The sequence below is a fragment of the Pedococcus sp. P2_E2 genome, assembly GCF_056403955.1.
Map to the genome: position 1 here is coordinate 1,016,628 of NZ_JBFUEM010000001.1, position 25,811 is coordinate 1,042,438.

Annotated in this window: 26 protein-coding genes; 11 read left to right on the forward strand and 15 right to left on the reverse strand. The window is 70.8% G+C overall.

Annotation, left to right across the window (positions count from 1 at the left end; genetic code table 11):
- Positions 1-47 precede the first annotated feature (47 nt).
- A complete protein-coding gene (gene kdd, locus AC1DWR_RS04815) occupies positions 48-1,100 on the reverse strand; it encodes an L-erythro-3,5-diaminohexanoate dehydrogenase (protein WP_477612944.1) in 1,053 nt (350 codons plus the stop codon).
- Between the two features lie 86 nt (positions 1,101-1,186).
- Between kdd and AC1DWR_RS04820 the strand changes: the two genes are divergently transcribed.
- The 4 genes from AC1DWR_RS04820 (at position 1,187) to AC1DWR_RS04835 (ending at position 5,217) form a co-directional block, all read left to right on the forward strand.
- A complete protein-coding gene (locus AC1DWR_RS04820; protein WP_477612943.1) occupies positions 1,187-2,632 on the forward strand; it encodes a KamA family radical SAM protein in 1,446 nt (481 codons plus the stop codon).
- Positions 2,633-2,718: 86 nt separating this feature from the next.
- Positions 2,719-3,330, forward strand: a complete 612-nt coding sequence (locus AC1DWR_RS04825) for a biotin transporter BioY (protein WP_477612942.1) — start codon at positions 2,719-2,721, stop codon at positions 3,328-3,330.
- Between the two features lie 34 nt (positions 3,331-3,364).
- Complete coding sequence (gene ybaK / locus AC1DWR_RS04830) at positions 3,365-3,856, forward strand: Cys-tRNA(Pro) deacylase (RefSeq protein ID WP_477612941.1); 492 nt, start codon at positions 3,365-3,367, stop codon at positions 3,854-3,856.
- Between the two features lie 137 nt (positions 3,857-3,993).
- Positions 3,994-5,217: a glycoside hydrolase family 15 gene (locus tag AC1DWR_RS04835; RefSeq protein ID WP_477612940.1), complete on the forward strand. Its 1,224-nt coding sequence runs from the start codon at positions 3,994-3,996 to the stop codon at positions 5,215-5,217.
- A gap of 5 nt (positions 5,218-5,222) precedes the next feature.
- On the opposite strand, the gene AC1DWR_RS04840 is transcribed toward AC1DWR_RS04835, so the two are convergent.
- Positions 5,223-5,645 carry an Lrp/AsnC family transcriptional regulator gene (locus AC1DWR_RS04840; RefSeq protein WP_477612939.1) on the reverse strand — a complete coding sequence of 141 codons (423 nt, stop codon included), beginning with the start codon at positions 5,643-5,645 and terminating at the stop codon, positions 5,223-5,225.
- A gap of 48 nt (positions 5,646-5,693) precedes the next feature.
- Between AC1DWR_RS04840 and AC1DWR_RS04845 the strand changes: the two genes are divergently transcribed.
- Positions 5,694-6,689 (forward strand): 5'-3' exonuclease, encoded by a 996-nt coding sequence (locus AC1DWR_RS04845; protein ID WP_477612938.1) that lies wholly within the window; start codon positions 5,694-5,696, stop codon positions 6,687-6,689.
- A gap of 145 nt (positions 6,690-6,834) precedes the next feature.
- Here AC1DWR_RS04845 and AC1DWR_RS04850 read toward each other — a convergent pair whose 3' ends face one another.
- The 7 genes from AC1DWR_RS04850 to AC1DWR_RS04880 all read right to left on the reverse strand — a co-directional run bounded on the left by AC1DWR_RS04850 (position 6,835) and on the right by AC1DWR_RS04880 (position 14,127).
- Positions 6,835-9,666, reverse strand: a complete 2,832-nt coding sequence (locus AC1DWR_RS04850) for a DEAD/DEAH box helicase (RefSeq protein ID WP_477612937.1) — start codon at positions 9,664-9,666, stop codon at positions 6,835-6,837.
- Between the two features lie 10 nt (positions 9,667-9,676).
- Positions 9,677-10,597 carry a diacylglycerol/lipid kinase family protein gene (locus AC1DWR_RS04855; RefSeq protein WP_477612936.1) on the reverse strand — a complete coding sequence of 307 codons (921 nt, stop codon included), beginning with the start codon at positions 10,595-10,597 and terminating at the stop codon, positions 9,677-9,679.
- Between the two features lie 9 nt (positions 10,598-10,606).
- A complete protein-coding gene (tatC, locus tag AC1DWR_RS04860; protein ID WP_477612935.1) occupies positions 10,607-11,413 on the reverse strand; it encodes a twin-arginine translocase subunit TatC in 807 nt (268 codons plus the stop codon).
- A 32-nt stretch (positions 11,414-11,445) separates the two neighbouring features.
- Complete coding sequence (gene tatA, locus AC1DWR_RS04865; protein ID WP_477612934.1) at positions 11,446-11,733, reverse strand: Sec-independent protein translocase subunit TatA; 288 nt, start codon at positions 11,731-11,733, stop codon at positions 11,446-11,448.
- A gap of 72 nt (positions 11,734-11,805) precedes the next feature.
- Positions 11,806-12,117, reverse strand: a complete 312-nt coding sequence (locus AC1DWR_RS04870; protein WP_477623766.1) for a hypothetical protein — start codon at positions 12,115-12,117, stop codon at positions 11,806-11,808.
- 10 nt (positions 12,118-12,127) lie between these two features.
- Entirely contained in the window at positions 12,128-13,141 is a 1,014-nt protein-coding gene (locus AC1DWR_RS04875) for a helix-turn-helix transcriptional regulator (RefSeq protein ID WP_477623767.1), read from the reverse strand.
- Positions 13,138-14,127: a helix-turn-helix transcriptional regulator gene (locus AC1DWR_RS04880; RefSeq protein WP_477623768.1), complete on the reverse strand. Its 990-nt coding sequence runs from the start codon at positions 14,125-14,127 to the stop codon at positions 13,138-13,140. The genes AC1DWR_RS04875 and AC1DWR_RS04880 overlap by 4 nt, the downstream gene beginning before the upstream one ends.
- Before the next feature lie 52 nt (positions 14,128-14,179).
- Between AC1DWR_RS04880 and AC1DWR_RS04885 the strand changes: the two genes are divergently transcribed.
- On the forward strand, positions 14,180-15,325 hold the full coding sequence (locus tag AC1DWR_RS04885) for a DUF3866 family protein (protein ID WP_477623820.1): 1,146 nt from the start codon (positions 14,180-14,182) through the stop codon (positions 15,323-15,325).
- Positions 15,326-15,358: 33 nt separating this feature from the next.
- Here the strand turns inward: AC1DWR_RS04885 and AC1DWR_RS04890 are convergent, their stop codons facing one another.
- The 3 genes from AC1DWR_RS04890 to pafA all read right to left on the reverse strand — a co-directional run bounded on the left by AC1DWR_RS04890 (position 15,359) and on the right by pafA (position 18,227).
- The gene (locus AC1DWR_RS04890) at positions 15,359-15,745 is read right to left on the reverse strand and encodes an FKBP-type peptidyl-prolyl cis-trans isomerase (RefSeq protein ID WP_477612929.1); all 387 of its coding nucleotides are present in this window, start codon (positions 15,743-15,745) and stop codon (positions 15,359-15,361) included.
- A 58-nt stretch (positions 15,746-15,803) separates the two neighbouring features.
- Positions 15,804-16,754, reverse strand: a complete 951-nt coding sequence (locus tag AC1DWR_RS04895) for an FKBP-type peptidyl-prolyl cis-trans isomerase (RefSeq protein WP_477612928.1) — start codon at positions 16,752-16,754, stop codon at positions 15,804-15,806.
- A gap of 105 nt (positions 16,755-16,859) precedes the next feature.
- The gene (gene pafA / locus AC1DWR_RS04900) at positions 16,860-18,227 is read right to left on the reverse strand and encodes a Pup--protein ligase (protein ID WP_477623769.1); all 1,368 of its coding nucleotides are present in this window, start codon (positions 18,225-18,227) and stop codon (positions 16,860-16,862) included.
- Between the two features lie 64 nt (positions 18,228-18,291).
- Here pafA and AC1DWR_RS04905 point away from each other — a divergent pair, with 64 nt between their 5' ends.
- The 5 genes from AC1DWR_RS04905 to AC1DWR_RS04925 all read left to right on the forward strand — a co-directional run bounded on the left by AC1DWR_RS04905 (position 18,292) and on the right by AC1DWR_RS04925 (position 23,857).
- Positions 18,292-19,851, forward strand: a complete 1,560-nt coding sequence (locus AC1DWR_RS04905; RefSeq protein ID WP_477623770.1) for a coiled-coil domain-containing protein — start codon at positions 18,292-18,294, stop codon at positions 19,849-19,851.
- The gene (locus AC1DWR_RS04910) at positions 19,844-21,037 is read left to right on the forward strand and encodes a hypothetical protein (protein ID WP_477623771.1); all 1,194 of its coding nucleotides are present in this window, start codon (positions 19,844-19,846) and stop codon (positions 21,035-21,037) included. The genes AC1DWR_RS04905 and AC1DWR_RS04910 overlap by 8 nt, the downstream gene beginning before the upstream one ends.
- Before the next feature lie 76 nt (positions 21,038-21,113).
- Positions 21,114-22,106 carry an NAD-dependent epimerase/dehydratase family protein gene (locus AC1DWR_RS04915; RefSeq protein ID WP_477623772.1) on the forward strand — a complete coding sequence of 331 codons (993 nt, stop codon included), beginning with the start codon at positions 21,114-21,116 and terminating at the stop codon, positions 22,104-22,106.
- 130 nt (positions 22,107-22,236) lie between these two features.
- Positions 22,237-23,172: an alpha/beta fold hydrolase gene (locus AC1DWR_RS04920; protein WP_477623773.1), complete on the forward strand. Its 936-nt coding sequence runs from the start codon at positions 22,237-22,239 to the stop codon at positions 23,170-23,172.
- Between the two features lie 49 nt (positions 23,173-23,221).
- Entirely contained in the window at positions 23,222-23,857 is a 636-nt protein-coding gene (locus AC1DWR_RS04925) for a peroxiredoxin (RefSeq protein ID WP_477623774.1), read from the forward strand.
- 96 nt (positions 23,858-23,953) lie between these two features.
- Here the strand turns inward: AC1DWR_RS04925 and prcA are convergent, their stop codons facing one another.
- Genes prcA through AC1DWR_RS04940 form a run of 3 tightly spaced genes read right to left on the reverse strand, consistent with a single transcriptional unit; the run spans position 23,954 to position 25,802 of the window.
- The gene (prcA, locus tag AC1DWR_RS04930; RefSeq protein ID WP_477612921.1) at positions 23,954-24,775 is read right to left on the reverse strand and encodes a proteasome subunit alpha; all 822 of its coding nucleotides are present in this window, start codon (positions 24,773-24,775) and stop codon (positions 23,954-23,956) included.
- Positions 24,772-25,599 carry a proteasome subunit beta gene (prcB, locus tag AC1DWR_RS04935; RefSeq protein ID WP_477612920.1) on the reverse strand — a complete coding sequence of 276 codons (828 nt, stop codon included), beginning with the start codon at positions 25,597-25,599 and terminating at the stop codon, positions 24,772-24,774. Before prcB ends, prcA begins: the two co-directional genes overlap by 4 nt.
- The gene (locus AC1DWR_RS04940; RefSeq protein WP_056914404.1) at positions 25,596-25,802 is read right to left on the reverse strand and encodes a ubiquitin-like protein Pup; all 207 of its coding nucleotides are present in this window, start codon (positions 25,800-25,802) and stop codon (positions 25,596-25,598) included. Before AC1DWR_RS04940 ends, prcB begins: the two co-directional genes overlap by 4 nt.
- Positions 25,803-25,811: the final 9 nt, after the last annotated feature.

Here is a 25,811-nt window from a genome sequence, read left to right on the forward strand (position 1 = left end):
ACGACACCACGGACCCGCACCCGAGGGGAAGGCCTTTGGTCCCGCCGCTACTCCGCGAGGCGACCTTCGAAGAGACTCCGCACCGCGGCGTTGCCCCTGATCAGGTCGAGGGCGTATGCCGCGTGGCCGGGCACGTAGCCGTTGCCCACCAGCATGCGAACGTCGGCGGCGACACCTTCGGCGCCGAGCGCCGCTGCCGCGAAGTGGGTGGCCATGGAGAAGAAGATGATCGTGCCGCCCTGTGCCGTCGAGAGGATGGCCGGCTGCTCGCACCCGGGCACGTCCACGCAGACGACCGTGATGTCCGCTGGTCCCCCCGCAGCGGCAACGGCTTCGGACAGTCCGAGCGGGCTGCGGGCGTCGGCGATGACCACCTCGTCCGCCAGTCCGGTGCCGGACAGCAGGTCGGCCTCGCGCTCGAAGGGCACCACGGCGATGCGACGGCCTGCGCCGGCCCGCGCCGCCGCGGCGAGGGACAGCGAGCCGGACTTGCCGGCCCCGCCGAGCACGCACACGGTGGGGCTGACGCCGCGCGCGGCATACTCCTCCACCACGCGGGCCACCAGCGCCGGTGCGCCGCACACGTCCATCACCATGAGGGCGAGGTCCGGGGCCAGGTCGGGGGGCAGCTGCGCCGCGATCGAGCGGCCGAAGAGGATGGCGTGTCCCCGGGCGGGCACCCGCTCGCTCTTGCCGTCCCACCGAGCCAGCTGGTCGGTGACCACCAGCGGCGTGAGAGACAGCGAGACGAGCGTGGCGACGTGGTCGCCGACCGCCAGGCCGAGGGTGGACTCGGGTCCGACCTCCTCGACCGTGCCGATGAGCATGCCGCCGGAACCGGTGACGGGGTTCTGCATCTTCCCGCGCGTGGCCACGATGTCGAGCACCTCTGCGCGGACGGCATCGCCGTCGCCGCCGTGCTTCTCGGAGAGCTGACGGTAGGACGCCGCGTCGAGGTTGAGCGTCTCGATGCTGATGCGCACCTCGTCCGGCCACAGCTCGGGCGAGGCGTCGAGCCGCTGGGCGGCCTGGGGCAGCGAGGCCCCGGCGGGGTCGAGGACGCGGTGCAAACCCACGGGCGACGAGGGGGTGCGGACCACAGAATCTCCTATCAATTGCGACACAGAGCGCAAATCTTGCGGCCGGATGTCGATTTCATCGGAACCTGTCCCGTATCCTGCCACGTATGAGCACCGCCATCGAGCAGCCCTATGTCTACCGCCACCGCGAGCTGGTGGAGCCCGACTGGACCCGATTCGCGGGGTGGCGCGACGTCACTGCCGAGGACTGGGCCAGCGCTCAGTGGCAGCGGGCGCACTGCGTCAAGAACATCAAGCAGCTGCGCGAGCTGATGGGCGACCTGCTGACCGACGCCTTCTACGCCGACCTCGAGCGCGACCAGGCCGAGCGCGCCACGATGTCGATGCTCGTCCCCCCGCAGATGATGAACACCATGGTCAGTGAGATGACCTGGACCGACGGGCGGATGCCCGCCGCCGGTGCCGAGTTCACCCGGGCGTTCTACGCCGACCCCATCCGGCGCTACATGCTCCCGGTGTTCTCCGACCGACGCACCGACTGGCCGTCCCACCCGCACGCGACCCGCGACAGCCTGCACGAGCACGACATGTGGGTCGCCGAGGGCCTGACCCACCGCTACCCCACCAAGGTGCTCGCCGAGCTGCTCCCGACCTGTCCGCAGTACTGCGGACACTGCACCCGCATGGACCTCGTCGGCAACTCCACGCCGGTGATCGACAAGCTCAAGCTCACCGGCAAGCCGGTCGACCGCTACGCCGCCATGCTCGCCTACCTGCAGCAGACGCCACAGGTGCGTGACGTCGTCGTCTCCGGTGGCGACGTCGCCAACATGCCGTGGAAGAACCTCGAGGGCTTCATCGACAAGCTGCTCGACGTCGAGAACATCCGCGACATCCGGCTGGCGACCAAGGCGCTGATGGGCCTGCCCCAGCACTGGCTGCAGCCCGACGTCGTCGAGGGGGTTGCCCGCGTGTCGGCCAAGGCCCGCTCGCGCGGTGTCTCCCTGGCGATCCACACCCACGTCAACAACGCGCAGTCCGTCACGCCGCTGGTGGCCGACGCCTCCAAGGCGATGTTGGAGGCCGGCGTGCGGGACGTGCGCAACCAGGGCGTCCTGATGCGCGGCATCAACGACTCGGTGGAGCAGCTGCTCGACCTCTGCTTCGCCCTCCAGGACGACGCGATGATCACGCCGTACTACTTCTACATGTGCGACATGATCCCGTTCTCCGAGCACTGGCGGCTCTCGCTCGCCGAGGCGCAGCACCTGCAGCACTCGATGATGGGCTACCTGCCCGGCTTCGCCACGCCGCGCATCGTCTGCGACGTGCCGTTCGTCGGCAAGCGATGGGTGCACCAGGTCGACAGCTACGACACCGAGCGCGGAATGTCGTTCTGGCGCAAGAACTACCGCACCTCGATCGAGAACGCAGACACCGACGCCCTGTCGCGCGACTACGTCTACTACGACCCGATCTACACCCTCCCTGAGGCGGGCCAGCAGTGGTGGCGTGAGGAGGGTGACCACGAGGCTGCCCACGCGATCGCCGTCGAGCGCGCCGCGGCCAGCCGCGAGGCCTCGCTGGTCTGAGTCGGACGGTGCGCGGCCGCGGCGTGTGACGTTCACGACGTGAGGGCCTGTCATGCCGCGCGGTCGGGCTTCGCTAGGTTGCTCCCGTGACTGCTATCGCCATCCCCCGCAAGCGCGTCCTGGCCGACTACGTCCCCGCAGTGGTGGGCGTGCCCGCATGGGTCGGATCGCGCGTTCGTGACGTCCTGCTCATCGCTGCCGGCGCCGGATTCATCGGCCTCTTGTCCCAGTGGCACGTCCCGCTCCCGGGCACCCCGGTGCCCCTCACGCTCGGCACGTTCGCCGTCCTGCTGACGGGAGCCTCACTGGGCGGCCTGCGGGCCCTGCTCAGCGTCGGCACCTACCTGGTCGCCGGCGGACTGGGCGTGAACTGGTTCGCCGACCACAACGACGGCTGGGGCGGCGCCACGTTCGGCTACGTCATCGGCTTCGTCGCTGCGGCGACGCTCGTGGGGTGGCTGGCCCAGCGCGGCGGTGACCGCACCGTGGTGAGGACGGGCGTCACCATGGTGCTCGGCAACCTCGTCATCTACGCCGTCGGCGTGTCGTGGCTGATGGGCTCCACCGGCATGGACCTCGAGGCCGGCCTGGCCGCCGGCTTCACCCCCTTCCTCCTCGGCGACGCCATCAAGATCGCGGCGGCTGCGGGCCTCTTCCCGGCCGCCTGGGCGCTCGTCAAGCGCGTCGACAAGCGCTGACCGACCTACCTCCGTCACGGCATACCGACACCTGATGGGCAAGCGTCGCGAGGCCAGCACCGGCACCCCCGCCAGCACGGCGCTGACCCGGCTCGGACTGGCGTTCGAGGTGCACTCCTACGAGCACGACCCGGCGGCGGCCTCCTATGGACTGGAGGCCGCCGCTGCGCTGTCGGTGCCCCCCGGACAGGTCTTCAAGACCCTCCTGGTCGAGTCCGAGCGCGGCCTGGCCGTCGGGGTGGTGCCGGTCGACCGGCAGCTCGACCTCAAGGCCATCGCGGCCGCACTGGGCCTCAAGAAGGTGGCGATGGCCCAACCCGCCGACGCCGAGCGGTCGAGCGGCTACGTCGTGGGCGGGATCTCCCCCATCGGGCAGAAGAAGGCACTCCCGACCGTCGTGGACGAGTCTGCTCTCGGGTTCGACCGCGTGTACGTCTCGGGAGGCCGTCGTGGCCTCGACCTTTCCCTCACGCCTGACGACCTGGTCACCGCCACGCGGGCACAGGTCGCGCTGATATCGCGGTGACGCCCTGACCGCGCCCTGACGTCGCGGTCGTCGACGCCCTGCTCACCCGCCGTGCCGCCGACTCCCCCAAAGGTGGTGTGCGTCGGCCCCCGGGGCGATCTACCGTGGGCTGACTGGCCCACCATCGGGGGTGACACGTGAGGACCACGCGGACAGGGTCGCTGGGCATCCTGCTGCTCGCGCTCGTCATGGTCGGCGCGACCGCAGGCCCCCGGGCGCACCTCCCCGAGGCCCGACTCCTCACGGCGCCTGGCTACCGCTCACCCGAGGTGTATGCAGCCGGTGGCCAGAGCAGGGCTGACCAGCTCTGGCTGGAGACCGGCACCGTGCCCGGCGACGGCACCCGCTGGGAGGACCTGGCGAGGTGGGCGCTCGTCGACATCCACTCGTTCCTGTCCCCGAACGGGACCGTGGCGGCCGGGCCCGGCGGGCCGTGGGGATACTTCTGGCCGCGGGACGGCTCGTTCGCGGCGGCCGCTCTGAGCATCAGCGGTCACGACAAGGAGGCTGCGTCGATCCTCGACCGCCTGGCGCGACTGGAGTTCGACCCCTTGCAGGGCTTCCAGGCTCGATACCGTCTGGACGGGTCGCCCCTGACCGACCGCCCACGCCAGTCCGACGGGTGTGGCTGGGTGCTCTGGGCCATCGCGCAGGTGCGGACCGCGAGCCCCGCGAGTGTCCCGGCGACGGCGGCCGGCCTCCGAGACCGCTGTGTGCAAGCCCTCACCACGCTCGTCGACTCGGGCAGCCGGCTCCCGCCACCGTCCCCGGACTACTGGGAGCTGCCGGTCGACCGCACCTCCCTGGGGACCGTGGCGCCGATGCTCGCGGGCCTGGAGGCCGCGGCCGGTGACTACCGCGCCACCGGACAGCCGACGGAGGCCGTCACCGTCGGCGTCGTGGCCTCGCGGTTGAGCGAGGTCGTCACCGGCAGCTTCGGTCCGCGGTACGAGCGGTTCGGACGGGACGGTGGAGGCGTCGACGCCGCGGTGGCGATGCTGCTGCCCCCGTTCCACGGTCCACCGGGAGGCCAGGAGGCCGACCACGCCCTGCGTGACGCGTGGTTGCGCTACCAGCGTGAAGCCCTGCGCCCGGCCGGCGGTCTGGCCCCCGGCGCCGACTGGCCCAAGGACGACGGTGCGTCGTGGACGCCGGAGACCGCCCTCGTGGCTCTGACGGCCGCGGCGACGGCCCGTGACGGGACAGCCACACGGTGGTTGAACTGGCTGGATGACCACCGCACGGCCTACGGATCCCTGCCCGAGAAGGTCACGCGCACCGGGCGCCCTGCCGGGCCAGCTCCGCTCGTGTGGACCGCTGCCCTCACGCTGCTGACCCTGCACGAGCTGGACCAACCCTGAGGCGGCTACTCCCAGGGGGTGGAAAGGACCACAGTGGTGCGGGTGGCGACGTTCGCGGCGGACCGCACCCGAGCCAGCAGCACCTCGAGGTCACCGGGCGTGCGGACCCTCGCCTTGAGGATGTAGTTCTCATCGCCCGCCACCGAGTGACAGGCCTCGAGCTCGGTGATGTCGCGCAACCGGTCCGGGATGTCGTCCGGCGCAGCAGGGTCCAGCGGTGAGATCGAGATGAACGCCGTGAGCGGCAGGTCCAACGCGGTGTAGTCGACGAGCGCGGCATACCCCTTGAGGACCCCGCGCTCCTCGAGCCGACGCACCCGCTGGTGGACCGCCGAGGTGGACAGGCCCATGGCCTTGCCCAGGTCGGTGTAGCTCATCCGACCGTCGGCGCGCAGCAGGTCGACGATGCGTCGATCGAGGTCTTCCACGCCCACACCTTACTGAGGACCGGGGTCGGGGGTGGCAGCATGTCCGCCATGACCTCGCCCGACAGCTCCGGCCGTCTCATGCTGCTCGACAGCGCCTCGTTGTACTTCCGCGCCTTCTTCGGGGTGCCGGACCAGCGCAGCGATCCCTCGCAGCCGCCCACCAATGCGATCCGCGGGTTCCTCGACATGATCGCCTCGCTCGTCACGACCCACCAGCCGACCCACCTCGCAGCCTGCTGGGACAACGACTGGCGACCGCAGTGGCGGGTCGACCTGCTGCCCAGCTACAAGGCTCACCGGGTGACCGAGGAGTCCCCCGCCCCAGTGGCCGGCTCCGTGCCCGACCAGGCGCACCCGGCCTCGGACGACACCGTCGCCGAAGAGGTCCCGGACGACCTGGCTCCCCAGGTGCCGGTCATCGTCGATGCGCTGGCAGCGCTGGGTATTGCCCGCCTCGGGGCTGACGGCTTCGAGGCCGACGACGTGATCGGCACGCTGGCCACCCGGTGGGGCGGCACCATGAAGGTCGACATCGTCACGGGAGATCGCGACCTCCTGCAGCTCGTGGACGACGCCCGAGGCGTCCGTGTCCTCTACACCGGCAAGGGCGGGGTGCGTGACCCCGACCTCGCGACCCAGGACTACCTGCGGGAGCGGTATGCCGTGGAGAACGGCGACGCCTACCTGGACATGTCGATCCTGCGCGGTGACACGAGCGACGGCCTGCCCGGCGTCAAGGGCATCGGCGACAAGACCGCGGCCCAGCTGATCGCCGAGTACGGCTCGCTCGCCGGTCTCCGGGCGGCGGTGGACTCTGGAGCTCCGGCCATCAAGGGAGCCCGGCGGGCCAACCTGGAGGCGGCGACGGCGTACCTCGACGTGGCGCCCACGGTGGTGCGAGTGACTCGCGACGCACCGGTCGACGAGGTGGACCTGGCCCTGCCGACCGAGGTAGCGGACCCCGTGCTGATGAGCCGGGTCGCCAGTGAGTTCGGGGTGACCAGCTCGTTCAACCGCGTGCTGTCGGCTCTGCGCATCGAGTAGCCGTGCAGCCACATCGTCAGGCGTGCAGCCTCATCGTCAGGCGTCGACGGTGGACATTCGGCCACTCGCCCGGTCGTTCGGAGGGAGGGGCGCACCTGTGCCCGGGAAATCGGCCACTCGCCCGAAAGTGCCCACCCGAGAGCGCTCAGTCGAGGCGGTCGGCGGCGACCACGCCGCGCATGACGGCGTCGATGGCCCTGCGCGACGTGGCGCGCAGGGTCGGCTCGGGTGCCGCGTCGCCGATCTGACCGAGCAGGTCGACCACCTGCTTGCACCGCCGCACGAAGTCACCAGCGGCCATGTCCGACCCCCGAAGCACCTCCTCCAGCTGACGACCGCTCGCCCACCGGTGCATCATCCAGACCATCCCGGCATCGGGGTCACCGGTGAGCGGGAGCCCGAGCTCGCGTTCGCGGTCCTCCAGCACCGACCAGAGCCGGTTCATCTCACGGACCGCCTCGGCGACGTCCTCGTTGGGCATCCGGGGTGACGGGTCGGTCTCGTCGCGACGCGGCTCGTGGATCAGGGCCGACACGATCGACGCCAGGCCGGCCGGGTCCAGCCGCTTCCACACCCCCAGCCGCAGGCACTCAGCGGCCAGCAGGTCCTTCTCGGTGTACAGCCGGCGCAGGTTCTCCCCCTGCGGCGTCACGAGGTCACCACTGTCGGACAGGTAGCCCATCTCCCCGAGCAGGGTGCAGATCCGGTCGAACGTGCGGGCGACCGAGTTGGTGCGCCCCTCCACCTTGCGCTGCAGCCCGAGCGTCTCGCGCTTGAGCCGCCACCACCGCTCGGCCCACCTGGCGTGGTCCTCGCGGTCCGGACACTGGTGACAGGGATGCGCCTTGAGCTGGCGGCGCAGCTCGGAGATGCGTTCGTCCTCAGCGCTTCCCGCGTATGCCGCGTGGTCGCGCGAGCGGCCGGGCGGGGGGTCGTAGGGGACGGCGATCCGCAGTGAGGTCGCCAGGTCGCGGCGGGCCTTCGGGCTCTTGGAGTTGAAGTGTGGCGGCACCTTGACGTGCGCGATCGCCTCGACCGGCGTCGGGACGTCCACGAGCGTCAGCTTGAGGAGCTGCTTGTCCTCGGTCACCACGGTCGGAGCCGGCACCTCTCCCCGGTAGGACTTGGAGGGATGGACGACGACGGCGTAGCCCGCGCGGCGACCCGACGGGATCTTGATGACGTCCCCGATCTTCAACGCCTCCAGCGACACCGCTGCCTGCGCCCGGTTGCTCGCCGAGCGGACCTTGGCCCCCTCCTTCTCGAGGCGCGCGATCTCGTGGCGCAGCGCGGCATACTCCTTGAAGTCGCCGAGGTGACACGCCATGCCCTCGCCGTAGCCCTCGAGGCCCTCCTCGTTCTTGCGCACGGCCCTGGCCATCCCCACCACGGCGCGGTCGGCCTGGAACTGGGCGAAGGAGGTCTCGAGGATCTCGCGGGCGGTCTCGCGCCCGACCTGGGCGACGAGGTTGACGGCCATGTTGTAGGTGGGCCGGAAGGACGACTTCAGCGGGTAGGTGCGGGTGGACGCCAGTCCGGCCACGGCGAGCGGGTCCATCCCGCGGTTCCACTGGACCAGGGCATGGCCCTCGACGTCGATCCCCCGACGCCCGGCCCGTCCGGTCAGCTGGGTGTACTCGGCGGGGGTGATGTCGGCATGGGTCTCGCCGTTGAACTTCACGAGCTTCTCGATGACGACCGTGCGCGCGGGCATGTTGATGCCGAGTGCGAGGGTCTCGGTGGCGAAGACGGCGCGGATCCGCCCTGCCGTGAAGAGCTCCTCGACGATCTCGCGGAACGTCGGCAACATGCCGGCGTGGTGCGCCGCGAACCCACGCGTCAGGCCGTCCACGAAGTCCCAGTAGCCGAGCACGCCGAGGTCCTCGTCGGCCAGCGCGGAGACGCGCTCCTCGACGGTGCGCCGGATCCGGTCGCCCTCGGCCTCGGTGATCAGCCGGACCCCGTCGCGCAGCAGCTGGCCGACGGCGGCCTCGCACCCCACCCGGCTGAAGATGAAGGTGATGGCCGGCAGCAGCCCCTCGCGCTCGAGCCGCTGGACGACCTCGGAACGGGTCGCTCCCCCACCGGGGCGCCCGCCCGAGCTGCGGGCCATGCCGTGCCCGCCGTAGCCGCCGCCGGGGCCGCGAGGCCCCCGCCCACCGCGGCTGTGCCGGTCCGACTGCGATCCGTGGCGTGCGCCGTCGTCCCAGCGACCGCGTTGCTCGAAAGTGCGAATCGCCTGCAACAGCTCGGGATTCACCCGCGTCGCGTCCGCGCCCGTGACCGGCGCGGACGCCTCGTCGACGAACAGGTCGTACATCGACTGCGAGACCATCATGTGCTGCCACAGCGGCACGGGGCGGTGCTCGGACACGATGATGTCGACGCCGCTGCGCACCTCCGACAGCCAGGCGCCGAACTCCTCGGCGTTGCTCACGGTTGCGGACAGCGACACGACCTGCACGTCCTGCGGCAGGTGGATGATGACCTCCTCCCACACTGCGCCGCGGAACCGGTCGGCGAGGTAGTGCACCTCGTCCATGACCACGAAGCCGAGCCCGTGCAGGGTCGACGACCCGGCATACATCATGTTGCGGAGCACCTCGGTCGTCATGACGACGACGGGAGCCTCGCCGTTGATCGAGGAGTCCCCGGTGAGCAGCCCGACGTTCTTGACACCGTGACGCTTCACGAGGTCGTTGTACTTCTGGTTGGACAGCGCCTTGATGGGGGTCGTGTAGAACGCCTTGCGCCCGGTGGCGAGGGCCAGGAACACCGCGAACTCGCCCACGATGGTCTTGCCTGCCCCGGTGGGCGCCGCGACGAGCACGCCGCGCCCGGCCTCGACCGCCTCGCACGCCTGGACCTGGAAGTCGTCGAGGGGGAAGTCCACCGTCGCCGCGAAGGCGGCCAACCGAGACTTCTCGTATGCCGCGCGGCTGGCGCTTGCGGCGAATCGCTCAGCGGGCGTCGACATGCTCCCGAGCCTACGTGGCGGCAGGCGCCAGCACCGTCACCGCGCCGGGGACCACCTCGACGGTGATCGGCAGCGGGGCGAACCGCTCCCCGTCGGCGTAGGCCACGATGCCCGCTGCCTCGAGGGTCACCGAGCGGCCCTGGATGATCTCCACCGCGGGGTGGGTGACGTGGGCGCCCTTGAAGACCTTGGGGAAGACCTTGAGGAACTCCAGCGTGCTGATCTGGTGCAGGATCAGCACGTCGAGCAACCCGTCGTCGAACCTGGCGCCGGGCAGGACCTGCATCCCGCCGCCGTAGCTGGGGCCGTTGCCCACCGCGACGAGCATGGCGCGGGTCTCGTGTCGCACGCCGTCGATCGTCACGACATAGGGAATCGCCTTGAACAGCGGGAGCTCGCGCAGGATCGCCAGGTTGTAGCGCATGTTGCCCTTGGGCCAGGGCCAGGTATTTGCGCGCTCGTTGACGACCGAGTCGAAGCCGGCCCCGAGGACCCCCACGAACCAGTGTCGGCCCCCATGGGCGTCGACGTGGCGGACGGCGTCGATGGTGCGGGGGATCCCCGTGCTGACCAGGTCGGCCGCGCGCACGGGGTCGTGGACCGGCAGGCCCAGGCCGCGGGCGACGTCGTTGCCGGTCCCGGCCGCGATGATGGCCAAGGTCGTCTTGGTCTCGGCGGCGAGGTCGACACCCAGGTGCACCATGCCGTCACCGCCGACCACGGCCAGCACGTCCAGGCCTTGGGAGATGGCGCCGAGGGCGCGGTCGCGCGCCGCGGCATACGACTCGTCCGAGAGGTCCAGCACCTCGTGGCCGGCCGCCCGCATCCGCTGGGCCACCTCGATGCCGAGTGCCATCCCGCGGTTCTTGCCGGAGGTCGGGTTGACCACCAGGCCGATGCGCTTCTTCACGGTGGATGGGTTCGGACTCACGCGCGGAGGCTACAGGGCCGACGCCTCGTCGTCGGGCACCTCGGTCCACTTCGGCCGGTTCTTGGTCCGGCCACGCTCGATCAGCTTGCTGACCCCGATCGCGGCGGCATAGAGGACGCACAGCGGGATGGCGAGCAGGAACATCGTGAAGGCATCCGGTGTCGGCGTCGCGATGGCGGAGAGGACGAAGATCCCGAAGATGGCGGGGCGCCACGCCTTGATCATCGCCCTGGCCGGCAGGATGCCGATCGCGTTCAGTGCGACCAGGAAGACCGGCAGCAGGAAGGCGAGGCCGAAGACGAGGATGAACCGCGTGACGAAGGAGAAGTACTCGCTGACCTGCTGGATGTTCGACGCCCCAGGAGGCGTGAACCCGTAGAGGACCGCGAGCACCTTGGGCAGGACGTAGTAGGCCATGGAACACCCGGCGAGGAAGAGCGGGACCGTCGCTCCGATGAAGGCCAGCGAGATCCGCCGCTCCTTCTTGGTCAGCCCGGGCACGATGAACGCCCACAGCTGGTAGAGCCACACCGGGCTCGACACGATGATCCCGACGAAGATCGACAGGCTCACCTGCTGGGAGAAGGCAGCGGTGGCGGTCCCGAAGTTCAGGTTGATGACACTCGTGGGGTGGGCAGCCTTGTAGTCGTTGAACGGCGCGGCCAGCCTGCCGTAGACCTGCGGGTAGATGATCCAGCCGAGCACGCCACCGAGCAGGACCGTCACAGCGGAGATCAGGAAGCGTCGGCGGAGCTCACGCAGGTGGTCGCCGAGCGACATGCGCCCGTCGGGATTGCGGGCACGCCGGAACGCCATGGTCGAGGTGACTGGTGCGGTGACGGGTCGGACTAGGAGGCGCCGGAGGAGTTGTCCGTGCGGGGACGGTCCTCACGGATCGGGCTGGCAGCCTCGGGAGCTGCAGGAGCCTCGGGATCCTTGATGGCCTCGCCCTTGACGGTGTCGCTGCTCGCTGCGGACTTGCCGTCGGTCTTCATCTCCTGGACCTCGGACTTGAAGATGCGCATCGACCGGCCGATCGAGCGGGCTGCGTCCGGGAGCCGCTTGAAGCCGAACAGCACGACGAGGAGCACGAGCAGGATGATGATGTGCCAGCCTTCGAACAATCCGCGACCCATGTGACTCATTCCTCTCGACCACGTCGTGGCCAGTGTGACGGTGCTGCCCTGCCTCTGCCGGGCCTTCTGGCCTCAGTCTAGGTGTCTGGCCCAGCTGGGACGCCGCGCGGCCTGACGGGCGCGCCGCTGCTGCTTCAACGACGCGCGGGTGGCGTCTCGTTCCCGGCGCAGCTTGCGGGGATCCTCGAACACGTCGGGTTGCGGCGCCCGCGGGCTCTCCCCCAGTCGGCTCGTCTCCGCCTCGAGGGCGGCGACGGTCTCCGAGGAACGGCGCACCTCGGCGGTCAGCTCCTTGAACTGCCCCCAGACGCCCCACGCGCGGGTCGCCAGGTAGGCCGCCGCGATGACCACGAGCAGCACCCAGATGAGAACCCACCACCACACGGCGTCGACCCTACCCGCCCGTGGTGGGTGGGTTCGCGTCCGCTCCGTATGCCGCGAGGGCGGCCTGCGCCCCTTCGCTCACCGCCTGCGCCACCTCCGGGGGCGACACCACGACACCGCGTCCCCCCAGCCGCCACAGCAGGCGTCGGAGCCAGAGCGTGTCGGCGGTGCGCAGTGTGACGGTCTGCGACCCGTCGGCGGCAGTCTCGACCGACTCGGTCGGGTAGTAGTCGCTGACCCACGTCGCGCCGGGCTGCAGCAGCAGCGTGACCAGCGTGTCGTCCGGCCGTGGGGTGAAGGCACCCGCGTCGAGATCCCGCAGCTGGGCATCGGCAGGGGGAGTCCCGTCGACGTCCAGGACGTCGAGACGGGCGATCCGGTCCATGCGGAACGTTCGCGTGTCCTGGGCCAGGTGGCACCAGCCCTCGAGGTACCACCGCGAGTCCAGGTTGACCACGCGCATGGGGTCGACGTCGCGTTCGGTGGCCTCGTCCCGGCTGGGCACGAGGTAGCGCAGGTGCACCCGACGGTGCCCCTCGACGGCGCGGCGGGCGTCGGCGAGCAGGTCTGCCTCCACGCCCTCGCTGATCGCGACCTCGACCCGGGCGGCCGCCTCGGCGCTGGCACCCGTGCCCTGCTCGAGCTTGGCCATGGCGCGCTCGATCGCGTCACGCTCCCCCAGTCCCGGCACGGCCGCGAGGGCCCGCAGTCCGACCATCAGGGTGAGTGCCTCGTCGCGCCCGAGCCGCAGCGGCCGGGCGATGGTGTCGGCGTTGGTGACGAACACCCTGCCGCTCTCCCATTGCGCGTCGATCAGCTCGTCGGGCATCTGGCCGTAGCCACAGAGGTAGAGCAACCGGAGGTCGGTCTCGAGCTGGTCGACGGTGATGCCGAGCTCGGCCGCGGCCCGGCCCAGGTCGATCCCCTGTCGGGCGACCAGCCAGGGCACCATCGTGAGGAGTCGCGCGAGTCGGTCGGTGGCGGTCTCGGGCACGGTGCGAGCCCTCTTGGGCGGCGGGGTCATGCTGCGCCCCCGCTGTGGGCGGACAGCGCACCGCGCAGCCGCTCGACCACGAGCTCACGCACCTCGGGCGGCGACACGACGACGACGTCCGCGCCGTAGCCGCTCACCTCGTCGGCCAACGCGTCGTCGTCGCCGAACGGCACCACCAGCTCGCTCCACTCCCCCAGGTCGGTGGTGCTCGTGGCACGTCGGCGCAGGCTGTTGCCCCGGTCGGCCCGCACCCTGACGACCGCGTCGCGGGTCGGTTGCTCCCCGACGAAGTTGCGGATCATCTCCTGCGCCCGGTGGTCGGCCGGCACGGCATACGCCGGAGCCTTCTTGACCTCGGCGACGTCGCCGTCGATGCGTGACAACCGGAAGACCCGCGGCGCCTCGCGGTCCAGGTCGAAACCGGTGAGGTACCAGCGGCCGTGCCACGAGGCGAGCCCCCACGGCTGGACCGTTCGCGCGTTGACCTCGCCCTGACCACCGGTGCGGTAGCCGAAGGTGATCGTGCGCTGACCGACCACGGCGTTCTTGACCGGGTCGAACGCCGGCTCGCTGGTGCCGAGGCGCGGCTCGATCCCGATGAGGGAGTCGCCGTCGCGTTCGATCCCCGCCGCCTTGAGCTTGCGCAGTGCCTGGGCTGCCGGACCGGCCAGCGAGGCGTGCGCCCAGGTGCGGCTGGCCAGGCCGAGCACGGCGAGCTCGTCCGGTTCGAAGGTGATGTCGGGCAAGGCGTACTCGCGCTGGTCGATCCGGTAGCCGACCTCGTCGTCCCAGGCCCCACCGATGTCTTCCGTCACGAGCGGGATGCCGAGCTCGCGGAGCTCGTCCTTGTCGCGCTCGAACATCCGGTCGAAGGCCTCGTCGCTGACCGCGTCGCCGTACTGCGGGACGACAGCACGGATCCGCGACTTGGGTAGGGGCCGACGGGTGTAGAGCAGGCACAGCACGAGGTTGAGCAGTCGCTCTGTCTTGGCCGCCGGACCGGTGGGTGAACTCACCCGCCCGACGCTACCCGAGTGGCAGGCACGCCCCGTGGCTAGTCTGCGTGTCGTGATGCAGTGGCGCGAGGGAACGGTCGAGCAGGTGCGTGGCCGGTGGCCGGGCGCGGTGGAGTATGCCGTGCGGCTGCGTGGAGCCGGCTCCGACACCGCCGACGACATCGCCGACGACACGCTCGACGACACCCTGGTGCGGGCCCTGGCCTACACCGCGCTCGTGGGTGAGCCGCAGGTCGGCGACCGGGTGCTGCTCAACGCCTCGGCGCTGCTGCGAGGGCTCGGGACCGGCGGGCTCGCCTTCATCGTCGCCGCGCCCGACCGCCTGCCCAGCGACCCCGAGGCCTCCGCAGGGCACATCGTCAAGGCCCGCTACACGCCCCAGCAGCAGATGTTCATGGCCGTCGACGAACAGGACAGCCCGCACCACGCCGTGATGACGGGCGCGCTCGCCACGGCAGGTGACCTGCTCGGCATGCCGGTCGTCGTGGCCGACCTCCACTCAGCGCTGCCCGCCATCCTCGCGGGGATCAGGGTCGACCGTCCCGAGGCGCGATGCGTCTACCTCATGACCGACGGCGGGGCGTTGCCGATCGCGTTCTCCCGCAACGTCGCGACCCTCACCGAGCACGGCTGGCTGGCCGGAACCGTGACGGTCGGGCAGGCCTACGGCGGCGAGCACGAGGCAGTCACCCTGCACTCAGGTCTGCTGGCCGCGAAGCATGTGCTCGGCGCGGACATCGCCATCGTCATCCAGGGCCCGGGGAACGTCGGCACGGGCACGACCTGGGGCTACACCGGGGTCGCGGCGGGCGAGGCGCTCAACGCGGTCGGCACCCTGGGGGGCCGCGGCGTGGCCGCGCTCCGCGTCTCGGACGCGGACGCCAGGGAACGGCACCGCGGGATCTCCCACCACAGCACCACGGCATACGGGCGCATCTGCCTGGTCACCGCGGACCTGCCGGTCCCCGCGACCGGCGATGAGTTCGGCGCCCTGGTCGCCGACCAGGCGCACACCCTCGCGCGCACGGCACAGGGTGCGCTCACGGTCCGCAGTGTCGACCCGGACGGGCTCGACGCAGCCCTGAGAGCGACTCCCGTCAGGCTCTCGACGATGGGCCGTGGCCTCGACGAGGACCACGCGGCGTTCCTGTACAGCGCAGCAGCCGGGCGGCATGCCGCCCGGCTGCTGGAGAGCTGACGCGCTGGCTTCAGCGCGCGGTCTGGCTCGGCCTCAGCGGACGTCGACCAGGTCGACGACGAAGATCAGGGTCTCGCCGGGCTTGATCGCGCCGCCGGCACCGCGGTCGCCGTAGGCGAGGTGGGCCGGGATGACCAGCTTGCGACGACCGCCGACCTTCATGCCGACGATGCCCTCGTCCCAGCCGCGGATGACCTGGCCGACGCCGAGGCGGAAGTCCAGGGGTGCTCCACGGTTCCACGAGGCGTCGAACTCCTCGCCGGTGGAGTGGGCCACTCCGACGTAGTGCGCCGAGATGGTGTCACCCGCCCCGGCCTCCTGGCCGTCGCCCTCGGTGAGGTCCTCGATGACCAGCTCGGTCGGCGCCGCGTCGCCGGGGAAGTCGATCTCGGGCTTGGTGGTGTTGGGGTCGAAACCCATGGGTCATGCTCCTTCGCAGGGTGAGAACTGGGGGTGGGTGAAGCGGTGTCAGGTGACGTCAGAAGGCCGCGAGGATGTCGACCACGAAGACGAGGGTGTCGGTGCCGCTGATCTTCGGCGGGCTGCCGGCAGCGCCGTAGCCGTCGGCCGGCGGAACCACCATGAGAACGCGGCTGCCGACGGTCTTGCCGACGAGCTGGGTGTCCCAGGCCTTGATGACCTGCTGGGTGCCGATCGAGGTCTCGAAGTACTTGTTCGGCGTCTTGGAGGAGGAGTCGAAGACCGACCCGTCCTTCCAGAGCGCGCCGGTGTAGGTCACGCGGATCGTCTGGCCTGCCTGCACCTTCGCGCCGGCGCCCTCGATGAGGAGCTGCCCGACGGTCTTGGTCGGCGGCTTGGCGCCCTTGGGGATCGTGATGGTGGCGGGCTTGTCGTTGCCCTCGACCTTCACCGCCGGCAGCCCGGCAGCCGGCTTGACCTCCTTGCCCTCGGCGGAAGCCAGCGGCTTGGTCGCCGACAGGACGTCCATGAGGAAGACCACCGTGTCGGTCCCGCCGACCTTGATCTCGGTGTTGCCCTGGGTGCCGAAGGCGTCCTTGGGCGGCATGGCGACCAGGACGCGGGACCCGATCTTCTGGTTCAGGAGTCCCTTCTTGAGGCCTGGCAGCAGGTCGGCCGCACCGAGGTTGAGGCCGAGGTTCTGCTTGCCGAAGTTCGTGTCGAGCACCGAGGAGTCCTTGCCGTTCAGCAGGACGTACTTGAGGCTGACGATCTCGTCGCCCTTGACCTGTGCACCGGTGCCGGGCTTGACGACCTTGGTGGTGGTCTCGGTCACCGAGAGGGGCTTGGGGTTGACCGTCACCGTGGGGGCCGTGGTGTCGCTGCCGCCCGTCACCGTGATCTTGTCGAGCACGGAGGTCTTGGTGTCCTTGGCGTCACCACAGCCGGTCAGGGCCAGGGTTGCGGCCAGGGCGACCGCCGTGAGGGCGGGAAAACGACGCAGATGCACGATGGAGAACTTTCGCTGGGGGCGGGGAACCAGCGACCACCATAACCGTGGCCGCTGGCAATACCCGATTCGCCGGTATGCCGCCCACGCGGCATACCCCGCTGCTCACCCGCGCATACCCTCGATCAGCCGGTCCACGCGGGCGTCCACCGCCGCGAAGGGGTCCTTGCAGAGGACCGTGCGCTGCGCCTGGTCGTTGAGCTTGAGGTGCACCCAGTCGACGGTGAAGTCGCGACGGTGCTCCTGCGCCGCCTTGATGAAGTCGCCGCGCAGCTTGGCCCGGGTCGTCTGCGGAGGCACGGTCTTGGCCTCGAAGACCTCTGGGTCGGTGGTGATCCGGGCCGCGCGCCCGTGCTTCTGGAGCACGTAGAAGACCCCCCGGTCACGGTTGACGTCGTGGTAGGCGAGATCCAGCTGGGCGATCCTGGGGTGCTCCATCGGCAGGTCGTGCTTGGCCATGTAGCCGGCGATCAGCTTGTGCTTGATGACCCAGTCGATCTCGGTGTCGACCAGGCCGAGGTTGCCGGTGTCGACCGCCCGGATGGTCCRCTCCCACAGGTCGAGGACCTGCTTGTGGATCGGGTCCTCCAGGCCCTCGCGGTCGGCGAACGCCTGGGCTCGTTCGAGGTACTCGGTCTGGATCTGGAGGGCGGAGAGCTCACGTCCGTTGGAGAGGCGGACCGTCTTGCGCCCCGTCATGTCGTGACTCATCTCACGGATCGCGCGGATCGGGTTCTCCAGGGTGAGGTCGCGCACCACCATCCCGGCCTCGATCATCCGCAGCACGAGGTCGGCCGACCCGACCTTGAGCATGGTCGTGGTCTCGCTCATGTTGGAGTCACCGACGATGACGTGCAGGCGGCGGTAGCGCTCGGCGTCGGCGTGCGGCTCGTCGCGCGTGTTGATGATGGGGCGGCTACGGGTGGTCGCCGAGGACACTCCCTCCCAGATGTGGTCGGCCCGCTGGCTCACGCAGTAGGTCGCGCCCTTCGACGTCGTGACCACCTTGCCGGCGCCACACGTGATCTGACGACTGACGAGGAAGGGGATGAGCACGTCGGAGAGCTGCTGGAACTCCCCCGCCCGGCCCACGAGGAAGTTCTCGTGGCAGCCGTAGGAGTTGCCCGCGGAGTCGGTGTTGTTCTTGAAGACGTAGATCTCGCCCTCGATGCCCTCCTCGGCGAGCCGGTCCTGGGCGTCGGCGACCAGGCCCTCGATGATCCGCTCGCCCGCCTTGTCGTGAACCACGAGCTGGCGGACGTGGTCGCACTCCGGGGTGGCGTACTCAGGGTGCGAGCCGACGTCAAGGTAGAGCCGACTGCCGTTGGAGAGGAAGACGTTCGACGAGCGCCCCCACGAGACGACCTTGCGGAACAGGTAGCGCGCCACCTCGTCGGGGGTGAGGCGGCGCTGACCCTCGAACGTGCACGTGATGCCGTACTCGTTCTCGATGCCGAAGATCCGCCGGTCCATGCCCACACTCTAGGCTTCCGGGGTCTCGGGCTGCGGGTCACGCCACGCGTGGGAAGATGGGCGCATGCCCGACGCCCACGCTACGGACGCGGGGACCCGTGTCGCCGGTACGACCACCACCCAGGTGGGCGACCTGACGCGGCACACCCAGTCCATCCTCGAACGTGCCCAGGCCTACGCCGATGCCATGCGAGCCGAGACCGACCAGGTCCTGGCTGCTGCGCGCGCGGAGGCCGCCAGCATCCGCGATGAGGTCCAACGCCTCCTCGACGACGCCGAGCGGCAGCACGCGGACGCCGTCAGGGACCGCGAGCAGGCCGGTCGCGCGCTCGCCGAGGCGACCCGCGAGGCGGAGTCCCTGGTGGAGGACGCCACCGAGCAGGCGTCCATGCTGACGGAGTCCGCCACCAGGACCAGCGACGAGGCGGTCACCTCCGCTCGCGCCGAGGCCTCCGCTGTCCTCACCGAGGCAAACACTCGCGCCGAGGCCCTGCGCACCAGCGCGCAGACCGACTACGACACAGCAATGGCCCGGTATGCCGCGCACGAGACCGAGCGCGACGCCGCGTTCGCGGCTGGCGTCGAGAAGATGGACAGCCACTTCGCGGAGCGCGACGAGCAGGAGAAGGCGGCCCGTGCCGCCCTGCTCGAGGAGGCCACGGCTGCGGCCGCGAAGCTCAGGGAGGACGCGCAGGTCGAGTCCGAGCGCATGATCGGTGCCGCGGCGATCCACCAGGAGGAGACCGCGGCGCGTGCGGCCGAGCTCGTCGAGCAGGCCCAGGTCGACGCGGATGCGCGGGTGGACCGCGCCCGCTCCGAGGCGAGCGAGATCATGGCGCAGGCCGAGGAGCACCTGAAGTGGGGGCAGGACACGGTGCGCCGGATCCTCGACGAGGGCGAGGCCGAGGTCAGCCGCATGCGCAAGGAGACCCACCGTGAGCTCGCCGCGCGGATGCGGTCCCGTCGTCAGCTGATCCAGACGTCGCTGGCCCAGACCGCACACCGCGCCCGGTCCGAGCGGGAGTCTGCGCGCCTCGAGTCCGACAGCCTGCGAGCCCAGGCCGAAGCCGTGATGGCTGCCGCGCAGTCCCAGGCCGAGCGCACCACCGCAGCCGCCGCTGCGGAGGCAGAGCGGGTGAGGGCGAGCGCAGCCGAGACCGAACGGGCTGCCGACGAGCGGGCAGCCCGCCGGCTAGACGAGGCTGACAAGGCGGCGCGCCTGGTCCGGGAACGCACGGCCCAGGAGATCGAGCGTCTCCAGCGGGAGACCCACGAGTCGCACCGTCAGGCACGGGAGGAGCTCGTGACCACCACCGCCGCCGCCCGCGCCGACGCCGACCGGGTGCGTGAGGAGGCCCACGCGATGCTCGAGCGCGCCCGCGCCGAAGTGGCGGCACTGGCCTCGCGCCGGCAGGACATCACCACCCAGCTCGGCCATCTCTCCGGGGTCATCGACGCGCTGTCCGTGCCGGACCGCGTCGCCGAGACCTCCACGACCGACACCTCGCCCTCCACCACGTCCGCCGACACCTCTGCCGACACCTCCGCCCAAACCGACACCTCCACCGACACTCCCACCAGCGAAGACCCCTCCCCCCACCAAGAACGGACCGACCATGAGTGACACCAGTTCCTTCCGCAGCGTCCTGCGCGGCTACGACCCGGCGCAGGTCGACCAGTGGCGCGCCGAACACGCAGGCGCCCTGGACCAGGCTCGACAGGAGGCCGCCGAACGCACTGTCGAGGTCAGCGAGCTGCGCGCAGCGCTGGCCCGCGTCCAGGAGGAGCAGGCCGGCACGGCAACGACGCTGGCCAGCCTTCGGGAGGAGCACAGCAAGGCGGCCGCCCCCACCTACGCCAACCTCGGTGAGCGGATCGGCACCATCCTGAGCCTGGCCGACGAGGAGGCAGCCGAGATCCGCAGCAATGCGAAGACCGACGCCGACACCCTCAAGGGCACGACCACCCTCGAGGCCGACCGCGCTCGGGCCGAGGCAGACCGATACGCCGAGGACGTCCGGACCAAGGCCGAGGCGCAGGCCACCCAGGTCGTGGAGAAGGCCAAGCAGCAGGCGGACAGCATCCTCGACGACGCCGACCGCGAGGCTTCTGCCCGTCGCGAGGAGGCCGAGGCGTTCTACGAGCACCAGCGCGCCCGGGCCGCCTCCRCTGCCGCGGACTTCGAGGCCACCCTCGGCCAGCGCCGCGACAAGGCCGCAGCAGAGTTCTCCGCCCAGATGGCCGCCCACGAGACCGCCCTCACCCAGGCCCAGGAGCGTGCCGAGACGCTGGCTGCCGAGAGCGACCGGGCCCACGCGGACAGCCTCAGTGAGAGCCAGCGCGCCCTGGACGCCGCCAAGGCCGAGGCCGAGCAGCTCGTGAGCGCGGCCCGTGAGCAGGCAGAGCGCATCCGTCGTGACTCCGAGCGCGAGCTCTCCGCCGCGACCGCGCGACGAGACAGCATCACGGCGCAGCTGAGCAACGTCCGCCAGATGCTGGCAACCCTCGGCGGTGGCGCCATCGCCGAGGCGTTCGGGGACCACGACGAGCAGGCGGCTCAGCCCGTCACCTCTGCCGGAGCCGAGGCTGGAGCAGAAGCCAAGGCCGCCCCGGCCGAGGACGATGTCGACGCCGACCTCGACGCCGACGTCGACACCGCGGGCGACGCAGCCGTCGACCAGTCCGACTCCGCCGACGGCGATGCGGACGACGACGAGGACTCGGCCGACGCCTCCGACGACGACGAAGGCGACGAGGACGACGCCGACGCCGAGGCAGACGTGGACGAACGCGCCAGCACCCGCGCCTGAGTCGGCTGCAGGACGCCCGCTACGCCGTCAGCACAACCGCTCGACATGCCCCCACGCCCGCTGGTTGCGTGGGGGCATGTCGCTGCTCGTCCTCGGTGGGACCGCCTGGCTCGGTCGTGAGGTGGTCGCTGCCGCCCTCGCTCTCGGCCAGGACGTCACCGTCCTCGCCCGAGGAGCCTCCGGCCCGCCGCCACCGGGCGTCGAGGTGGTGCGGTCAGATCGCGGCGACCCCGCGGCATACGACGACGTGTCCGGTCGCGCCTGGGACGTCGTCGTTGACGTCGCCCGCCAGCCGAGCCACGTCGCCGGCGCCCTGGAGGCGCTGGCGGCGCGCACCGCCTCGTGGGTGTTCGTGTCCTCGGCCTCGGTCTACGCCAGCAGTGACGTGGCGGGAGCTGACGAGAGCGCCGAGCTTCTCCCCGCCCACGTGGCCGACGACGAGGGCTGGGAGACCTACGGCGGTCGCAAGGTGGCCTGTGAGCGCAGCATCCTCGCCCAGGTCGGCGACAGGGCGCTCGTCGCCCGGTCAGGGTTGATCGCCGGGCCCGGTGACCACACTGACCGCACTGGATACTGGCCGTTGCGGTTCGCCCATCCCGCCAGCCCCGACGGGGCAGTCCTGGTGCCGGACAGCGAGGTGGCCACCCAGGTCCTCGACGTCCGCGACCTCGCCGGGTGGCTCGTCCGGGCGGGCCTGGACCGCACCACCGGGGTGGTCAACGTGAGTGGCCCGGTGCTGCCCCTCGGGGACCACCTCGAGACGGCGCGGGAGGTCGCGGGTCACCGTGGCGAGACCGTGGGGGTGGACCAGGACTGGCTTGCAGCACACGAGGTGCAGCCCTGGTCCGGCGAACGCAGCCTGCCGCTGTGGCTGCCCGTGCCCGAGCATGCCGGGTTCATGGCCCGGAGCACCGCCGCCGCCGAAGCCCTGGGACTCACCAGCCGCCCCCTGGCCGAGACCCTGAGCGACACCCTCGCCTGGGAGGTCGCGTCCGGTCCCGGTCGTGCCCGCAAGGCCGGCCTGACGGTGGCCGACGAGCTCGACCTGCTCGCCGACGCCCGCGCCTAGGGGACCCGGCCCGTCGCAGGTGGTGCGCCGGCACACCCGCGGCTCGTCGATGTGGTCAGCGTCGCCATGTCACGCCAGTCCCTGTCTGCGTAACGTCGCTGTCCCGACCGATCACCAGACTGGGGGCATCGTGCTGGCGGAGCGTACCGAACGGGTTCCCGTCGACGGTGGCCACCTCATGGTGCACGTCCTGGCCGAGGCTCTGCCCGGAGCGCCCGTCGTCGTGGGCCTGCACAGCATCTCCTCGAACGCGTTGGCCTGGGTGCCCGTGGCTCGCGCGCTGGCCGGACGGGTCACCCTGATCGCACCGGACATGCGCGGCCGTGCCGAGAGCGCGGCGCTGCGTTCGACCGGGCTGGCCGACCACGTCACCGACGTCATACGGGTGCTCGACCACTTCGGATCCGCATCGGCGACCCTCGCAGGTCATGCCATGGGTGGCTTCGCCGCCGCGCTGACGGCGGCCACGCACCCCGAACGCGTGCGCGGCGTGGTCCTCGTCGACGGCGGCCTGGCCTTTCCCTCCCCCGGCACCTTCGACGTCGACGAGGTGCTGCACGGCATCATCGGGCCGGCGATGGGCCGCCTGTCGATGACCTTCGAGGACCAGTCCGCCTACCTGCGCCACTGGGCTGCCCATCCGGTGATGGGCCCGCTGCTGGACTCGGCGTCCGGCGCTGACCTGACGGCCTACCTGCTGCACGACCTGGACGGGCCCCAGGGAGCCATGCGGTCGACCAGCTCGCTGGAGTGTGTGCGGGCCGACTGGGCCGACCTGATGAGCGACCCCGCGACGCTCAGCGCCGTGCACACCCTCCAGTGCCGGGCCCACCTGCTCTGGGCCTCCCGGGGGCCACTCGGCCAGGACCAGGGGCTCTACTCCCTCGAGCAGATCGCGGGGGCCCGCCTGCCCGACGATGTCGCGGTCACCGGCCTGGCTGGGGACCACTACGGCGTCCTGCTCGAGCCGACCGCAGTGGGCCTCATCGCCGAGGCCGTTGCGGGTCTTGCCGGGGTCGGCGGCGTACCAGCATCCGGACGGGCCATCCACTCCTCGGTCAAGTAACGGCATGTTTGGTCACGACAAACTTCGCGTTACCGTTGAGAGGACCGTCATGGCCACGCTGCGACTGGGCGACGACGCCCCCGACTTTACTGCCGAGACCACCGAGGGCGAGCTGAGCTTCCACGACTGGAAGGGCGACGGCTGGGCAGTGCTGTTCAGCCACCCCGCCGACTTCACCCCCGTGTGCACGACCGAGCTGGGCCGCGTCGCCCAGCTCAAGGACGAGTGGGCAGCCCGCAACACCAAGGTTCTCGCCGTGTCCGTGGACGCACTCGAGGACCACACCGCCTGGAAGGCCGACATCGAGGAGGTCTCCGGTGCTGCCGTCGACTACCCGATCGTCGCTGACAAGGACCGCCAGGTCGCCGAGCTCTACGACATGATCCACCCCGGCGCGGGAGACACGTCCGCGGTCCGCTCGGTCTTCCTCATCGACCCGGTGGGCAAGGTCCGCCTCTCGCTGACCTACCCCAAGAGCGCCGGCCGCAACTTCGACGAGATCCTGCGTGCGCTGGACGCCTTGCAGGTCAACGACTCCGGCCCGTTCTCCACCCCGGCCGACTGGAAGGCCGGCGAGCGGATCATCGTCGCCCCCACCGTCACCACCGAGGACGCGCAGGCGCGGTTCAAGGGCGTCGAGGTCGTCAAGCCCTACCTGCGCTACGCCGAGGCACCGACGGCCTGACGGCGGCCCCACCTCCAACGCGTGTGCCGCGTCGGCCCGTTCCCGGGCCGGCGCGGCATCGTCGTTCCCTGGCTCTCCCCTACTCTGGGCTCTCCCCTACTCCTGGGGGCGCTGGGTCTGCGGGTTGCTGGACTCGTCGCGGGGCGTTCCCTCACCCGTCAGGGTGTCGTGGCGCCCGGGTGTGGGGTCGTCCTCAGCAGGGGCGTCGCTGGTCGGGTCCTCGGTGCTGAGCAGCGCATCGAGGAGCCCGCCGCCGATCCGGCGGAAGGTTCGGCGCGGTCGCTCGCGGTCGAGCACGGCCACCTCGAGCTGGGCGGCAGTCAGGGTCCGCGAGGCACCACCGGCAGGGTCCTGCCCGAGCAGCTCCACCGCGAGGCTGAGGGCGTCCGCGAGCGACAACCCCGGGGTCCAGCGATCCTTCAGCGCGGTCTCGATGGGTTCGGCTGCGCCACCCATGGCGACGAAGCCCAGCTCGTCGGCGACCGAACCGTCGTAGGTGAGCCGGTAGATCTGGTCCTCGTCCGCGGTGCTGCCCACCTCGGCGACGACGATCTCCACCTCGTAGGGCTTGGACTCCTGGGTGAACACCGTCCCCAGCGTCTGGGCGTAGGCGTTGGCCAGACCGCGAGCGGTCACGTCGGTGCGGTCGTACGAGTAGCCGCGCAGGTCGGCATACCGGACTCCCGCGACGCGGAGGTTCTCGAACTCGTTGTACTTGCCGACGGCAGCGAAGGCGATCCGGTCGTAGATCTCGGAGACCTTGTGCAGCGCCCGGGAAGGGTTCTCGGCGACGAACGCGATCCCCTTGTCGTAGCCGAGCACGACGACCGACCGACCGCGCGCAATTCCCTTGCGGGCGTAGTCAGCCCGGTCCTTCATGAGCTGCTCGGGCGAGACGTAGAACGGCATGCTGCTCATCGGGCACCTCCTGGGTTGCCCTGACGGGCGGCGATGACGGCTTCGACGACCGTGCGCAGGTCGTCGTCGCCGACGAACCGCACGCCCTCGGCTCCCACCACGGCGACGGTCGGCCAGATCCGACGGCCGACGTCGGGTCCACCGGTGGCGGAGTCGTCGTCGGCGGCGTCGTAGAGCGCTTCGACGACCACGCTGACGACCTCGTCGGCGGACAGGCCCGGTCGCCAGACCTTCTTGAGCGCGCCGCGGGCGAACAGCGAGCCCGAGCCGACGCTGTGGTGGTCGTGCTCCTCGTAGCAGCCGCCGGTCACGTCGTAGGAGAAGATCCGGCCGAGTTCGCGGTCGAGGTCGTAGCCAGCGAACAGCGGCACCACCGACAGTCCCTGCATGGCCATGCCGAGGTTGGACCGGATCATCGACGCGAGCCGGTTGGCCTTGCCCTCGAGCGACAGCAGCGTGCCCTCGATCTTCTCGTAGTGCTCGAGCTCGACCTGGAAGAGCTTGACCAGCTCGATCGCGATCCCGGCCGTGCCGGCGATGCCGACGGCGGAGTACTCGTCGCCGGCGAAGACCTTCTCCATGTCGCGGTTGGCGATGATGTTGCCCATCGTGGCCCGGCGGTCACCCGCCATCACCACGCCACCGTCGAAGGTCGCCGTGACGATGGTGGTGCCATGCGGGGCCTCCAGTGTGCTGCCGGGCGGCAGGACGCGTCGTGAGGGCAGCAGCTGGGGGGCGTGGGCGCCGACGAACTCGGTGAACGAGGACGACCCTGCCGAGAGGTATGCCGCGGGGAGCTTCCCCGCGTCGGCGCCAGTGGTCACTGGCCGCCCTTCTGGACGAAGCCGCGGACGAACTCCTCAGCGTTGGACTCCAGGACGCCGTCGATCTCGTCGAGGACGCTGTCGATGTCGGAGTCCAGGTTCTCCTTGCGGGCCGTCGCCTCCGGCGCGGCGGGAGTGGGCTCGGGCGCCTCGTCGGGAGCGTCGTCGCGTCGCTGTGGTCGGCTCTGCTCTTGGCTGGGCATTGGCGTGAC